We start from the raw sequence: 15,786 nt of genomic DNA, 5'->3' as shown, positions 1-15,786 counted from the left end.
TCCTTGAGGGAGACCAAATATGACAAAAAAGGGTAGTTTTTTCAATCAATTTCTTCAATACCTGAAAATTCATCCTTCGGCTAGCATTGCCTGGGTTTGGTCGGCAACTTTTCCTTTTTTGGGAAGTCTTTGGTTGGCTGGAAATTACAATTCACTCCTTGAAAAACAGCCCTTGCATTTCGGTGAATTTGCAGTTTTTGGAGTATTGGCAGCTGGAGTCATGGGACTAGCCCTATTACCAACTACCTTGACAGCATTATTCACAGGATACTGGCTAGGATGGAAAGGTTTTTTTTGGTTGGTCGTAGCCTATTCCTTAGCAAATGTACTTGGCTATTGGATCGGCAAAATCCTAAACGTTGACTTCTTGAATTTCCTTGAAAAAAAATCCCCAGGATTCCTCCGAGTTTTGGAAACAAAGAAAGACAATTGGGGAGCTTTGATATTTTTTATCCGAATCAGTCCAGTGATTCCATTTGCGATTTCAAATCTGATCTTTGCATCCCTTCAGGTGCCTTTACGAAAAGTTCTTTTCTATGGAATTCCGGGAATGCTTCCACGCACTATAATGTCTTTTTTGGCGGGAATTGTAGCCGGTGACTTTTTAGAAGCTAGGGAAAACCTTCAAGAACCTTGGCAAATCCTTCTTCTTATCTTCCTTTTTGGACTGAGCCTTTGGGGGATTTGGAAAAACTGGAAAAAGTCTAAGAATTAACGCAACAGATACATTTTTCCATATCCCTGACGGAAAGCACGGTCTCCGGCAGTCGGCCGATGCTCCATGAATTGCCCATTTTTTCGCACCAAGACCCTGTAAATATAAACTCCATTTGCGAGTTGATCTCCATACTCATCTTTCCCATCCCAGGCGTATTCTGTGATATTGTTCCCGATTCGGATTGGGCCCAACTCGTCTTGGAGAATTTCACGAACAACCCTTCCAGTCACTGTCATAATCTGGATTTTAATTTCATCAGGAATTTCGGCTCCCGTTAGGGTAAAGACAAAGCGAACGCTGGTACTAAATGGATTAGGATATGGGTAAAAATTCGTGATTTGAGATTCATTGACCACTTCAAAGGTGACCTGATAAGGTTCAGGCGAATCTTCATTCTGAACTTTCAAGGTATAGGTTCCATCTTCCAAGGGACCAGGCTGGAAAGAAACCCGAAAATCCTGATCTTCTGTTTCCGGAATCCAAGTTAGTTTGGGATCCGAAAAATTGACTCGTTGAAATTCACAATTGTCACAGTTTTTCTTCAAGAAAATCTCCAAGCCCAGGGTATCTTTTTTCAACAAAAGAGATTGGTCATTTTTCAAGATGGCATTAATCATCACCGTTGGAGAAACCAGATCCCCATCCATGATGTAGATCCCATCAAAATTGACATCCAACAAGGCCTGACTATCATCTTCCTGTACTTCAAAATAGACTCCCAAATCAAGCTGATTATTTCGATACGTTTGTTCAGGAAGAATGCGCGGATTGGCAAAAATCTGAACTTCATAACTACCTGATTTACCAAGTGTATTGAACTCAATACTATGAGAAATAGCATCTCCCGCCTTCAATGGAGCAAATTTCTTGGAGAAATTTTCCACAGCTCGAGTTCTGGAGTTTATAAACCTCCAATCAACCTGAATAGAATCCAAAAAGTCATAATCGGATACATTGATAAATTCAAAAGGCAGTGTACCCACTTGTCCTTGGACTAATTGACTGGTCTCTAGATTGGGTTGAACAACCAAGGCTCCTTCAGGAACACCCGTATAGTTCACTTGCCAGAAATCCAAATCGGCTGGATCACTCGACTCGGGATCATCCATCAAATAGCGTAATCTCAAAAAAGGATAATTTACAGAACTAATAGCGGAAAGATCAACTTCTTGGTCTTGAAGTCCAGAAAGCAAAAGCTCCTCTTCCCCTGAAGGCTTAATCCCAATGATATCAAATGTTGTCAACTGCTCTTCAATCCACGGCCGTTCATTGATTTTTTGAATCATTCGTTCCCACTGACTAGATGGACCTATTTGAGGTGTCACAATAACTCCCTCACTGATATAGCCTTGAAGTTCTGTTTTGAAACTCAAAGTTTGTTGATTGGCTGGCAATTCAAAGTCAGCATTTCCAATAATTTCCAAAGCTTCACCCGGTTTCATCCCTTTTCGGCCATAGAGGATGTAAGGATCTCCGCTTTGGAGATTACGAAGTGTCACTTCACTTGCACCAAATTCTTTCAGACGTGCGTAGGCTTTGTCTGGCCAATCATCAAAATTGACGCTTCCAACGGTGAAAATTACCACATAATCGCCCTCAGGAACATTCTCAGTGTACTCGTCCAGCATGGTTTGTCCCGGTGTAGTGATCCATGCATTTCGAATACTTTGGATCAATTGAGGCGGTCTTCCACAGGATCTGCTGTCCAAAATGTCAAAACCTGGAACAGGGACGGGTAGGTAAGGTTGAAGCGTTTTTTGTTGAAAAGTTACCAAGCCCAGGGATCCATTGGGACAAAGGCGGCTATTTGCATTATTGACATTATCGATGATCTGGGGGACATCATTCAAATAGAACTGTGTATTTCTAAAGGAAAGAGTATCCACCTGAGACCCAACTGTAAATACTTCAAAACCTAAATTTTGCTCTAAATATTTCCATTGAGCTCCTTTTTCGTCCAAGGCAATATTTTGCAAGGAATTCTCGGCTAATTGGGAAATCTCCCGTTGAGTCCATCCTTTCGGACCATTTTGGATAAAGGAGAAAGAGGTATTCGTCCAAGCATCCGATTCACCAGCTTGCGGTTCTTGATATTTAGATCGCCAATAGTAGGTCATAGAATCGTACCCGGCCAGCAAATCAAGCTCCCACCGAAACAATCCTTTTGTTGGGATTCGTACCTCCTTTCGATATGCAGAATTAAAGTTTGCTGTCGTATCGACTTGAACGATGACCGTACGCTCCAATTCATTTTTCCCAGGAATTTGCCCAATCAATTCCATATTCTGAGCATTGACAATCCCATAATTTATTGGGAAAAGATGCAAGGTTCCACTTAGGGGAATGAATTGGGAAAAGCTGATTTGATTATTAGACAAAGTCATTTCCTCCACCTCACGTTTGCTATTCACCTCTAGCTCAAAGGTATTTTCACCAGCCGAATTCAAGTTCAAATTCGGAACAGAAAAGAATAGCGTATCCAACCGATTGGTCGAAGGAATTTTTACTTCCGAATAATCAATCAAAGTCCCATCCGGCAATCTTCTTCGAATCCGGTAGTGAATGGAATCTTGATTTGTAATACCAATATTCCGAAGGACAAAAGAAAGCTTCAGGCTATCCGAGAGCGAGGAAATAGGATCGTTGTTGAAGCTTTCAATTCTAACCTCTGCTGCATCCACCGAATAATCAGGTTTATCAGCTGGAAAAAGCCGAACACCAGGATCACCCAATAGAATCATTTGCTCCATATGGGAATAGTTCAAGGGATTCAATCCATAACGCACAACAAAACTGGCTTCAGCTCCTCTTTTGATTTCTCCAACTGTTCGAAAAATAGTAGTACTATCTGCAAAGGCTTCCAAATAGAACTCCTCTGAATAGCGACGAAGGTAAACATCTACCCCAATGGAAGAATTGGCAAGAATATTCGAAGCTCCCTTTTCCGCAGCCATTACCCAATCCTCTCCTTGGGTATAATTAGTTCCAAAGGCACTTCCATAATCACAACCATTAAATAGCATGACTGGGTATTTCCCTTTGTTTCGATAATTGATAGTAGGGTCAGAAGCAAACCCAATATCAATATCCAAAATCGTGGGTGAGCCATGGCCAAAAAAAGTAACCAGGGAACGTCCCTCATTCAAATCTCCCGTAATATCAATTACCTCCACCACATTGTTGGAACGCTTTCGATAGGTGGTCACATTTCCTCCTAAAAAAGGACCTTCGGCAATAGCTTTGAATCCATTTAAGAAATTAAAATACCGATCCAATTCTAATTCAGAGACTCCTCCTCCCAAGTGAATCAGTTCTTTTTGCCATGGAGCAGCTAGACCCAATTGATCCTTTTCAATTGCCTTTTTGAGATATACTTCCAATTCGAGAGACGTTTTGGCTGGAATACGGCCAATAGCTAGGGCAGGAATCGTTGGATTTTCCGGATCTAGATCAATCACAAACTCATTGTCTGAAAAGGGATAACCCGCTACAGGAACTAAGCTTTGGAAAGGAAAAGCAGTAGGTCTATTTCTATAAAAATAATTTACACCACCTTCTCTTGCAGTAGAGTAGATAGCTAATGCTCTTCCAGCAAGTAAGACATGAGTAGGTTTGTGTATTGGAAAGTAGGATTTTAGAAAATTCTTAAGAGCAAGAGGGGTTTCTTCTCCAAAGGAAAATTGATTGTATAAATCCTCCATCAAAACCGTCAGCGTGTCAAAACCACCTCCCGCAGCTGAAGCTCTATGCTCCGCATAAGCTTTCAAAGGATTCTCAAAGTCACTTCCCACTTTTTGTAATTCCCGATGTCCAACCAATAGGTAATTAGCTGCCTGCGCTACATAATCCCGAAACCGCACCCTTTCTAAGCCATTGACTTCTTGGATATGATCTTCGTTTTCCAGCCAAATATGGCTAGGTCTCCAATCGGTACCGGCTTGAAAACTTAAACTTGTTGCTGACTGATCTAGGATCACCCATTGAGGATTAGATGGATCAAAAACATCTATCCCCCAGTAATTCTGACTAAGGCCAGAAAGCTGCAAACGGGAATTTCCAGGTGGAACCTGAATTCGTTCAAACTCAAAATCCGAATTGACAGGAGCTTTTTGATAGGAAATCCGCGCGTAAGTGATGGATAGATTATCCGTAGACTCAGGCCCTACTGGGCTGACCGTAATCAATAAATTTCCAATGGGATCAAAGTCTGAAAATTGAAGGGGTATTTCCAGGAAAACGGGATCAAAGTTTTGAAAAGAAGCATTTTGAGCAACACGCAAAGTGGAAGTATTTTTACCGACACTAATGCGAGCCAAATGCTCATTTCCAGATCGGCCCACCAATCCGATTTCCAAAACAGGAGATCCTGCATTGACAGCCTGACCCAAATTTTGAAAAGAAATGGACCGGACATTTCCTTTGGTTAGAACTGAACTCATCCAACCTTCGCCTACATCATATTTGGAAAGGCGAAATCCAAGTGCATATGAGTTTCCAAGCGAATACTGTTCCCCAAACACCTGCATTTGGGAACTTTCATAATTTGAAATTTGGGGAAGCGTATTGGGAGGAGCCAACCTTCTTTCCATTCGCTTTCCAGTACGATTACTGTTTACCGTCAAGAAAAAAGCAGTGGAGTCTGAATGGGTATTGTAATAAGGATTTGAAGGAATGATATCTCTGTAAAGAGCAGAATCTAAAGTTCCATCATTTCGAAGTCCATAAAAGGCAATAAAATCACCTTCATCAAATTGACCGTCAGCTTCTCCTTCGATATAGAGCGCAACTTCCTTCCCTCGATGGTAAAGGCTTAGATTGCGAGGATCAAGTGTATTTAGGTTGATACCAGCTTCTGTTAAGGCTTCCCTAGAAATTCGATAAATCCCGTCCTGCCCGGTTTTTATTTTATAATAATCTTGATCAAAGGAATACCAGTCCCCTTCCTGCGCAGCAAGTGGCAAAGCCCACAAAAGGAGCAAAAAAACCTTAACTACTGACTTCAATAGGTCCATCCTTTGTATTTTCTATCTTCTTCCTTCAGTTTTTCAAAAGAAACTTTCACACTGAAAATATGGGAATATGGCGTCTCAGACACATTTCCAATATCCGAAAGTGCATAATCAATTTGAATTCGTTCATTTAGGATAAATCCTAAGCCCGAACTTGGCAGAAAATTCAAACTTCGATCGCCTTGAAAATCCTTGATATACTGAAAATTGCTAATTCCTGCCCGAACAAACACCGTATTTTTAAATCCAACTTCCAAGCCCATTTTGGGGTCTATGCTTAAAAGAGAGGTAGAAATAAGGGTATTTCGATTCCCGTCAAAGGTCATTTCCAAATCAAGAGCTGAGGTCAATCCAAATTTCTCCCCAAGAGTCCAGAAATAGCTCACACTACTAATCGCCCGAGGCAAAGTCAATTCAACCGAATTAAGTGGTATTTCATTGTTGGTTTGAGAGTAAATGTCCCGAACCAAATCTGCATTGTGGGCCCACGCATTAAAGGTAGTCGTGATATCCCGAAGCATCAGGCCTGCCGTCAGGCGTTTATGCACATAAATTCCTCCTACATCCAACCCGAAACCCCAAGCAGAAGCAAACTTCCCAACATTCCGATGAATTACCTTCGCATTTACTCCTACTTTAAACTTATCCGAAAGGGCTCGCGCATAGGTTAATAAAAGAGCATAATCTGCTGCATTAAAAAACTGGATGTTATTATAATTCAAGGCACCGTTTGCATCATATAGAAATCGTGTATCAGGAATATCATCCACCCCAAAACGAATCAAGGAAACTGCCAATTGACTTTGGTCTTTTAAAGGAGTGGTGAAAGCCAAGTAGTCAAATTGAGCGATGCCTGCAAAATATTCAGCATGCATTAACGTAGCTTCATATTTATAAGTGGTACCAAAAAGTCCCGCAGGATTCCAATAGGAAGCTGTGACATCCCGAACAGCAGAAACTTGTGCACCTCCCATTCCGAGAGCACGAGCACCTACCCCTATATTCAAAAATTCATTGGAATATTTGGGCGTCAGATCTTGACCAAATGCAGCTGACAGTTGGCAACTAAAAAAAAGCAAAAAGCCTAAATGCCGTAGAAAAGATGCGTTATTCCCAATCACAATTCCAAAATAACCAAAATCTTTTTAGACCGATTATGAGAACTTAAATTCTCGAAAAAATTGCTTCATGAGTGTACATAAGCGGACAGTTTTCTGTTCGCAATTTAACAGCTACACAGGATTTTTTTAACCAGCCTCGCTGAGCTAAAAAAAAGTAATAAAAAAGGTAGCGACATAAAAAGTGGCTTTGATTTATCATAAAGGGACATTTTTAGAATTCCCCTTGCGAAAATCCATCAACTTATACCTAGAATTAGGTAATACAAGGTAGCTTGGAAAAGATTGGTATCATTTTTCATCATAAGAGAGTGAGGAAAAATTCTTTTCCATCAAAAAAGCCAACCTTATGAATATTGCCAACACACAAATTCAAATGAGAAAAGGGCTCTTGGAGCTTTGTGTTCTTCATATCATTTCCAGAGGTGAAGTCTACACCTCCGATCTGATCGAAGAACTCACCCAAGCGCAAATAATCGTGGTAGAAGGCACTCTCTACCCTCTTCTCAACCGTCTTAAGTCCTCCGATTTAGTCCAATACCGATGGGTGGAATCCGAATCCGGTCCTCCCAGAAAGTATTATTCTATTACCGATCATGGGAAGGAATTTCTAGAAACCCTTCAGGATACGTGGAACTCCTTGATGAATTCCACCCAAGCAATCACCCAAAAAAAATGAAATCGGAACTAGTATCCGGAAGCAGACGAAAAAACTGACAAGAACATGAAAAAGACAATAAGTATCAACATCAGCGGAATCTTATTCCACATCGAAGAGGATGGCTATGATACCTTGCGCAAATACCTTGACGCGATCAATAAGCATTTCTCATCCTATCCCGACAATCAGGAAATCATCTCAGATATCGAAAATCGTATCGCTGAGATTTTTCTAAGCAATCTGAAGAACAACAAACAAGTCATCACAGCTGAAAACGTGGATAATCTCATTAAAAAAATGGGAACCATTGCTGACTTTGTTTCTGTAGAAGAAACTGCCTCTGAACAAGAGGAGGAACAAGAAAAAGCTACCTCGGATGATTTCTACAAATATGTAACTCCACCGGATGCGGATAAAAAGGGTTACAAAAAACTCATGCGTTCCGAGCCTAAAAAAATCTTGGGTGGAGTGTGTGCAGGAATCGCCAATTATTTCCGAATCGATCCACTTTGGGTTCGATTGATCGCCCTTTTGTTACTCTTTAGTGGAAACATTAATGGCTCTTGGGGTGGCCCTGGTTTATTTTTATTCGATGATTTTCGATTGAGATTTTCCTTCGGACTATTCGCAGTAGTAGCCTATATCGTCCTTTGGATAATTCTGCCAGTGAGCTACGACTACGAAGAGGATAAGAACATCAAAAAACTTTACCGAAACCCTGATGATAAAGCCTTGGGAGGTGTTGCAAGTGGATTGGCTGCTTACTTTGGAATTGAAGTACTTTGGATTCGACTTGCCTTTGTTTTCTTAACCATTGCAGGAGGTTCTGGAGTCTTGATTTACTTGATTTTGTGGATCATTACCCCAGTCGCCATGTCTATTACAGAGCGGATAAAAATGAAAGGTGGAGAAATCACCTTGGATAATATTGATTCCACGATCAAGGAGAATATGAACCCTATGCCTCCACAGCCTGAATCCACACTCAAAAAGATTGTGATGACCCCTTTTCGGATTTTGGGGCAGGTGATTGAAGCAATTGGAAAAGCACTTGGACCATTAGGGATTTTCATTTTGGCCTTATTCCGAATCGTGTTTGGACTCATCGTATTATTCATCGGACTTGCTATTACCATCACTCCGATTTTGTCCTTGGCTTTCTTCTTCGAATACCTTAATCCAAACGATTATTTATTCGAAACCAATGGAGTTCCTATTGAACTCTTCACCGGAATCGTACCCGATTGGTTAGCTATCAGTTCTTCTTTCTTATTGATCATTCCTGGAATCATCTTCATGTTGTTGGGATTGAGCGTCTTAATCAAAAAGAACCTCGTTGGAAATCGGTTTGGGTTAGTGGCCTTTGTTTTATGGCTCCTTTTCTTGGGAATCATCCTCTTCCAAGTACCGAGAATTGCTTCTCAATTCAAAGAAGAAAACTGGCACAGAACCACTGAAACTGTTCCTGTTAGTGAGGGGATCATGATTCTGTCCGTAGACACACAAGCGGAAGATCCTGACTTCAACGAAGTAAGTCTGAAATTGGAAGGATCTGCAGATTCACTAGTGAGCCTAGAGAAGGAGTTTTTCTCAAGAGGAAAAACCAAAGCAGAATCCCTTGAAAACGCCAAGCTATTGGGTTACCAAGTTTCAATACTAGATTCCATGGTAACTTTTCCTCCTGGATTCGATTACAGTGCTATGGAGGTCTTTCGTGACCAAAAAGTGAACCTTGTGATGAAAATTCCATATGAGAAACCATTTATTATGGATCGCTCTCTTTTGGAAATTCTTCGAAACACGCTGTACCGAAATGGTTACAAATCCAGAGATGTTCGTGAAAATAACATTTGGGCTTTTAATGAAGCAGGATTGGTTTGCCTGACTTGCGGCCAAGATTCGGATGAAACTGAAAATCAGGAAGAAGTCACGGAGGAAACGGAAGAAGAACAATTGAACAGGGAAACCCTTGACAGTCTCTCTCGCGTCAAATTTCGAGAACGAATCGATTCCGTGGAATAAAAACAAAGGGGTATTCAAGCATGGATACCCCTTTTTTTGTATCTTCTCCAAAAAAACAACATGGATATTAGCGTAAAATTTTTGGGAGGTGCCGGCTCAGTTACAGGTTCCAAATATTTAATTGACACAGGAGATTTTGAATTTTTAGTAGACTGTGGGCTATTCCAGGGAAGAAGAGAATTAAGGGAACGAAACTGGGATAAATTCCCTATGCCCTTGGACCAAATGGAAGCCATTATTCTTACTCACGCCCACCTTGATCATGTGGGTTATTTACCAAGGTTGGTAAAGCAAGGTTTTACAGGACCAATTTACTGTACGGAAGCCACTGCAGAACTTGCAAAAATTTTATTGTTGGACTCAGGAAAACTTCAAGAAGAAGAGGCTGAATACGCCAGAAAAAAAGGGTACTCCAGGCATGACGATCCTCAACCTCTTTATTCCATGGAAGATGCTGAAAAGGTATTTCCTCAATTCGTTCCTTGCGATTTCGAAATACCAATTGAAATAAACCCAAATATCCATGCGACTTTTTATCATGCTGGACATATCCTTGGAGCTTCCATTGTGAAGATTGTTATTCAAGGAGATCAACAAAAAAAGCGATTGGTGTTTTCAGGAGATTTGGGTCGCTACCACGACCCCATCTTATTCCCTCCTACCCGAATTCCAAAAGCAGATATTCTTTGGATTGAATCCACCTATGGTAATCGGGTTTCCAAAAAAATAAAACCTGAAGATGAACTTCGAGATGCCATTTTGGACACTTTTGATCGGGGTGGCTTAGTCATTATCCCTTCCTTTGCAATCGGGCGTACACAATTGATCATGTATTACATTTTTCAATTGATGGAAAAGGGCAAAATCCCAAAAGTCCCCGTATTTGCAGATTCCCCAATGGGAATTAATGCCACTGAATTATACATGAAATTCAAAACCGATCACCGCTTATCGGCAGTTTTGGAAGAAGATGAAGCTCATCCCTTTGATTTTCCGCAGCTGAAATATTATAAGAATCAAGAAGAATCTAAATCCTTGAATGAATTCCGCGGAAATGCCATTATTATTTCGGCTTCTGGAATGGCTACCGGAGGACGTGTGCTCCATCACTTGTACCACCATTTACCCAATGAACGAAATGGAATCATTTTCGTAGGTTTTCAAGCCGAGGGGACCCGAGGAAGAAGAATTGTGGAGGGAGAAAAGTTTGTCACGATCTATGGACAACAGGTTGCTGCCAATGCCAAAGTTTACCAAGTCGAAAGCCTTTCTGCACATGCAGACCAGGAAGAATTAATGGAGTGGGCAGAGGGATTTTGTGAGAAGCCAAAAATGACTTTTGTAATTCACGGAGAGGAAGAAAGTTCAGAAGAGCTAGCCTTGAAACTGAAAACCGAACTAGGCTGGAATACCATCATCCCTAATTACCTGGAATCCGTCATGCTATTTGAAGGAATTTGATAAAACTACCATGCAAAAAATATCTTACCTCGTATGTATCCTTGTAATAGTCCTCATGAATTTTTCCTGTAAATCTCAATCCTCCGAAAATCAAGGAATCACAGGAAAAATCACTTGGCTTGAAGGAAATCAAATGCCGATGATTTCTGAAGATGGATCGGCAACTCCTCCAAATCCTAAAGGAATTCCCGTCAAACGGACGATTTTGATTTATCCACTCACCAATTTGGCGGATTCAAGAATGGAGGATGGACTATTTGTCCAAGTAAAAGGAGAACCCATCGCCCAAACTGAATCGGATGAAAATGGAAAATACACCTTGGAGTTGAGCTCAGGAAGGTATTCCATATTCACTCAGGAAGAAGAAGGCCTCTTTGCTAATCTTTTTGATGGAGAGGGAAATATCCAACCTGTGACAGTCAAAGAGAGAGAGTGGACCACATTAGACATTATTATCAATTATAAAGCAGTATTTTAATTCACTGATTTATAGCTATTTGTAATTTTTTTAACTTTTTTTCACTGGTGAAGCAACCTTTTCCATAAGATTCACATCTACCTCCATGAAAGCAAACCAGAATGTTCTCTAGAACCGACTATTCTACCGAAGACAAACTCATAAAAGGATGCCTGAAAGGTGATCGGTCAGCCCAAAGGGCCCTCTATGAGCGGTATTCGGGAAAGTTTCTGGCCATTTGCATTCGATATCTCAAGGATAGAGAACACGCTGAAGATGTCATGATTGAGAGCTTTATGAAGATTTTCGAAAAACTAGCCCAATACGAATCCAGAGGGAGCTTTGAAGGTTGGATGAAGCGAATCGTAGTCACCCAGGCGCTCATGACCTTGAGAAGTAACCGACACCTGATGATGGAAGTACATGTGGAAGAAGATCATGAATACGAGCATTTTCACTACGAAAGCACTACGCTGGAAGCAGATGAACTTCGGGAACTCATAGAAAGCCTCCCGGTAGGTTATCGCACGGTCTTCAACTTGTATGCTATCGAAGGCTATGCACATCAGGAAATTGCCGAATTGCTAGGGATATCGGAAAGCACTTCCAAATCCCAACTCAATCGAGCAAGAAATACCCTTAAAGAAAAAATTGCCAGTCAACAACTCAAAGAAAGGAGAATAAATGGCTAAGAAGAATGAACATATCGATGTGATTTTCCGGGAAAAGTTGGAAAGTCATGAGGTGAAACCCAGCCAATTGGCTTGGGAGCGCCTTGAGCATCAACTCCCAAAAGAGGAAAAATCTAATCCACGAATCTATTGGTGGGCTGCGGCAGCTGCTGTAGTAGTCATCTTCTTGGTGGGTTCTTTGCTTCGCAACCCATCCCAACCTTTTGAAGGGGAACAATTGACTGCAGAAAAAGTCGAATCTACAGAAACCCAACCAAGTCAAGAAACACAAGAGGTAGAAGGTTTGGTAGCAGATAATGCTACAATCGAAAAAGAAGAAAACGCTATTCCTGAAATCGAAAAACCAAAACAAAAAATCACAAATCAAAAGCAATCAAAAACTCCTGAAATAAAAACTCAACTCGAAGAACCTTCCAAAAACCTTATAGCTGAGGCTCAAATCACAGAAAAAGAGGGAGAAAGAAAAGATGAAGCCAATCAGGTTGAGATTGCACCAATTACACTTCCTATCGAACGGGAAATCCCGGAATTAAAACCGATAGATTTAAATCAAACGGTGGCGGAATTGAAGTCGGAAAAACCCGAAGAACCAGCTTATAAGGTGACTATTATTTCCGATGGAATCAAAGATGACAAAAACCTCATTGTTGGCATCGGGAAAAAAGTGGACCAAGTAGGTGGCTTATTGGGAAAAGTTGATGAAGGCTTTGCCAATCTTCAAGATGCGAAAAACAACCTGTTTGCAAGCTTGACCAGTAGAAAAGAAAAAATGACCGAAGAGTAATAAAAGATCACCAACCCATTATTTGAAAACTAAGATGAAAAAATACCTGCTATTATTTTGCTTGATGGCGCTCGTGCAAGTTGCTTTTGCTACCGAAATGCCATCCTTCGATCGCCAAATCAACAAGGATTCCGTGATCGTTGAATTTGGGAAATCCGGAAAAGTCGTAATCATCGTGGACAGTAAGGATGATTTTGAAAAACTAAAGTCCATGAATATCAATGAAATCATCCGGTCTTTGGATTTGGAAGAGAATGAAAACACTGGTGAATTGACCATCGTAGAAATCCGCAAAAAGGACGGATCGACCAAAGAAGTGGTCAAAGTTCGAGAAGATGGTCTTGAAACCGAAGTGCAAATTGGTGGTATGCGAGTCTATGTAGATGAGTCCGGAGCAAACACCAAGGTCAAAATCGAAACCAATAAGTCCAAAAAAGAAGAACCTCCCTTCCGTACCTATTTCAATATTGACTTGGGAGTAAATAACTACCTAAATCCTGATGGACAATTCCCTTCCTCTGATAATCCTTATGCTGTGAAAGGTTGGGGAAGCTGGAATCTAGGTCTAAACTGGATGGCCGCTCAGCGAATCTCCAAAGGATTTTATTGGGACTTCGGGATTGGTTTCCAGTTCTACAACTTCAAATTTGAAAACCGCGATTTCCAGGCAGTACGCGGAGATAACCAAATTGAATTTATTCAGCGAAACGATGTCAATGGATTCAAAAGTAAGATCTCAGCTTCCTACATCACAGCCATGACTATGCTGGAGTTGGACTTCGGAAAAATGAACGACAATGGCCGAAGAGGACTTCGAATAGCAGCTGGACCTTATGCCGGATACCGTTTAGGTGGGCAGTCTAAGTATGTCTATCGGGAAATAGGCGGTTCTGGAAGAAAGAAAGACAAGCAGAATACCGGCTTATATCTCAACAACTTCCGATATGGTGTTCGGGGTGAAATCGGTGTAGGCCGTGTCACATTCTTCACTACCTATGACCTAAGCAATCTATTCCAGGAAAATAAAGGCCCCGAGCTAAATCCAATCACTTTTGGAATCGTCTTTTAATCAAAAGCCTTACATTTTAAACTAAACCAACATGAACAAGAGTTATTTGCTACTTGCTTTCCTAACTGTTTTTTCCATTACAACCATCGCTCAGGAAGCGGATACCAGTCAAGTCAAAAAAGAAAAGATGTACACTGTTTTGGGGAACAGCTGGAAAGTCACCAAGTATGAAGATGGAACAAAGATTATCGAGTGGGAAGAGGAAAAAGAGGACTATACCCCCAAAATCAGAAATAAAAGAAGCAAATTCCACTATAACTTCTTGGAAGCAGAAGTCGGCATTAACCTCTACCCTATCGATAAGGGAGCTCCTCAGGTGAAACCCTGGGGCAGCTGGTTTGTCGGACTCCATTCGGTAGGTACCTGGAAGCTTAGCAAAAACTTCCACCTTCGATCCACCATGGGTGTGGAATGGTACAATTTCAAATTCGAAGATCGCAATATTATCGCGGTGAAAAATCCGGATGGGTTGGATTTTGTCGATTTTGATCAATTGCCAAATGGACCGGAAGGAACACCTACCAAATCCAAAATTTCCGCTTCCTATGCAAGTATTTCCCTGGTCCCTACCATCCGAACTAATGATGGCAACTTCCGATTTGGAGTTGGGGGTTATGCGGGATTGCGACTAGGAGGAAGAGGAAAATATGTGTATGATGACGCCGATGGATCCAAACAAAAATCCTACACCAAATCCAATATGTATTTCGAAAACTTCCGATATGGACTTCGAAGTGAAATTGGAGTTGGTGATGTTACCTTTTTCTTCAATTATGACCTCAATGATTTATTCCAGCCTGGCTTAGGTCCTGAACTTCAAGCTATGAGTTTTGGAATCCGATTAGACTAAAAAACACACTATGAAAACAACACTAAAAACACTTACCCTCGGCCTCTCCTTTATCTTTTTGGCCACGATTGCCTTTGCACAGAATGTACTGGTCGACGTCAATAAATCCTATCCAGGCATCAATCGACTCGAAGTCGAAGGGGGATGGTTGGATGTATCCTATGAAGGCGGATCTGGAGCCGATGTGCAAGTGGAAGCCTATTTGGCCTCCAATGATGAAGACCAAGACATTGTCTTTGTAACCGTCGGAGATGTATTAAAAATCAAATATGAGCGCAAATCCAGAAACATGACCTGGAGTAACTCTCAAAATAAAGGGTTCATTAAAATCAAAGGACCTGAATCCATCGAGATCACCTTCAGAAACAGTTCCGGAAATACCACTGTCCGAAATGTAGCATCCGAAGAAACCTACATGAAAGTCACCTCAGGAAGAATCACTGCAGAAGGCATTGATGGTGATTTGACAATAGGAGCTACCTCAGGGCGTTTGATAGTAAGCGACGTGGCTGGAAATGTAACAGCATCTCTAACCTCTGGAAACGGAGAAATCAATCAAGTGTCTGGAGATGTTGACTACAAGTCTACCAGTGGTTCATTGGATGCTTCCCAAATTGATGGGGAACTATCAGTAGAATTCACATCTGGAAGAGCTGTTTTGGAAAATATCGGTCAATTGGGAACCTTGAAATTCACCTCAGGTTCAATTAGAGCTGAAGAGGTTGGATTAGGACCCAATACAAGTTTTTCAGGTTCCTCTGGAAACTTCCGAATTCAAACTTATTCTGATCTGAGCGACTTCAACTTCAATCTTAGCTCCTCTTCTGGAAACTTAACTGTTGGAGATAGAAGATCTTCCAAAAACCTGGAAATAGACAATGGATCAGATACCTGGATCAAGGGTAGAATTACTTCTGGAAGTATTTCGATAGAAAACTAAACCAA

At 41.1% G+C, this 15,786-nt stretch carries 12 protein-coding genes; 10 read left to right on the top strand and 2 right to left on the bottom strand.

Going from position 1 to position 15,786, the window contains the following annotated elements; translation table 11 throughout:
- Positions 1-19: 19 nt before the first annotated feature.
- Complete coding sequence (locus HWE15_RS05875) at positions 20-715, top strand: VTT domain-containing protein (RefSeq protein WP_290506579.1); 696 nt, start codon at positions 20-22, stop codon at positions 713-715.
- Here the strand turns inward: HWE15_RS05875 and HWE15_RS05870 are convergent.
- A complete protein-coding gene (locus HWE15_RS05870; protein WP_290506578.1) occupies positions 712-5,730 on the bottom strand; it encodes a C25 family cysteine peptidase in 5,019 nt (1,672 codons plus the stop codon). The two genes, HWE15_RS05875 and HWE15_RS05870, sit on opposite strands and share 4 nt — an antisense overlap.
- Positions 5,718-6,734, bottom strand: coding sequence for a PorV/PorQ family protein (locus tag HWE15_RS05865; protein ID WP_367203816.1), 1,017 nt, complete (start codon positions 6,732-6,734; stop codon positions 5,718-5,720). Before HWE15_RS05865 ends, HWE15_RS05870 begins: the two co-directional genes overlap by 13 nt.
- Positions 6,735-7,194: 460 nt before the next feature.
- On the opposite strand from HWE15_RS05865, the gene HWE15_RS05860 reads away from it, so the two are divergent.
- The 9 genes from HWE15_RS05860 (at position 7,195) to HWE15_RS05820 (ending at position 15,781) form a co-directional block, all read left to right on the top strand.
- The gene (locus HWE15_RS05860) at positions 7,195-7,524 is read left to right on the top strand and encodes a PadR family transcriptional regulator (RefSeq protein ID WP_290506577.1); all 330 of its coding nucleotides are present in this window, start codon (positions 7,195-7,197) and stop codon (positions 7,522-7,524) included.
- Positions 7,525-7,569: 45 nt separating this feature from the next.
- Positions 7,570-9,528, top strand: coding sequence for a PspC domain-containing protein (locus tag HWE15_RS05855; RefSeq protein ID WP_290506576.1), 1,959 nt, complete (start codon positions 7,570-7,572; stop codon positions 9,526-9,528).
- 60 nt (positions 9,529-9,588) lie between these two features.
- On the top strand, positions 9,589-10,989 hold the full coding sequence (locus HWE15_RS05850) for an MBL fold metallo-hydrolase (RefSeq protein ID WP_290506575.1): 1,401 nt from the start codon (positions 9,589-9,591) through the stop codon (positions 10,987-10,989).
- A 10-nt stretch (positions 10,990-10,999) separates the two neighbouring features.
- A complete protein-coding gene (locus HWE15_RS05845; protein ID WP_290506574.1) occupies positions 11,000-11,467 on the top strand; it encodes a carboxypeptidase regulatory-like domain-containing protein in 468 nt (155 codons plus the stop codon).
- A gap of 101 nt (positions 11,468-11,568) precedes the next feature.
- Positions 11,569-12,138: an RNA polymerase sigma factor gene (locus tag HWE15_RS05840; RefSeq protein WP_290506573.1), complete on the top strand. Its 570-nt coding sequence runs from the start codon at positions 11,569-11,571 to the stop codon at positions 12,136-12,138.
- Positions 12,131-12,922 (top strand): hypothetical protein, encoded by a 792-nt coding sequence (locus HWE15_RS05835; protein ID WP_290506572.1) that lies wholly within the window; start codon positions 12,131-12,133, stop codon positions 12,920-12,922. Before HWE15_RS05840 ends, HWE15_RS05835 begins: the two co-directional genes overlap by 8 nt.
- Before the next feature lie 34 nt (positions 12,923-12,956).
- Entirely contained in the window at positions 12,957-13,991 is a 1,035-nt protein-coding gene (locus HWE15_RS05830; RefSeq protein ID WP_290506571.1) for an outer membrane beta-barrel protein, read from the top strand.
- Positions 13,992-14,022: 31 nt separating this feature from the next.
- A complete protein-coding gene (locus HWE15_RS05825) occupies positions 14,023-14,841 on the top strand; it encodes an outer membrane beta-barrel protein (protein ID WP_290506570.1) in 819 nt (272 codons plus the stop codon).
- 10 nt (positions 14,842-14,851) lie between these two features.
- Positions 14,852-15,781, top strand: a complete 930-nt coding sequence (locus HWE15_RS05820) for a DUF4097 family beta strand repeat-containing protein (RefSeq protein ID WP_290506569.1) — start codon at positions 14,852-14,854, stop codon at positions 15,779-15,781.
- Positions 15,782-15,786 lie beyond the last annotated feature (5 nt).

The organism is Algoriphagus sp. (assembly GCF_013373065.1).
Taxonomy (GTDB): domain Bacteria; phylum Bacteroidota; class Bacteroidia; order Cytophagales; family Cyclobacteriaceae; genus Algoriphagus.
The sequence above is the reverse complement of the archived record's forward strand: the minus strand, read 5'-3'. Positions and strand labels throughout refer to the sequence as shown.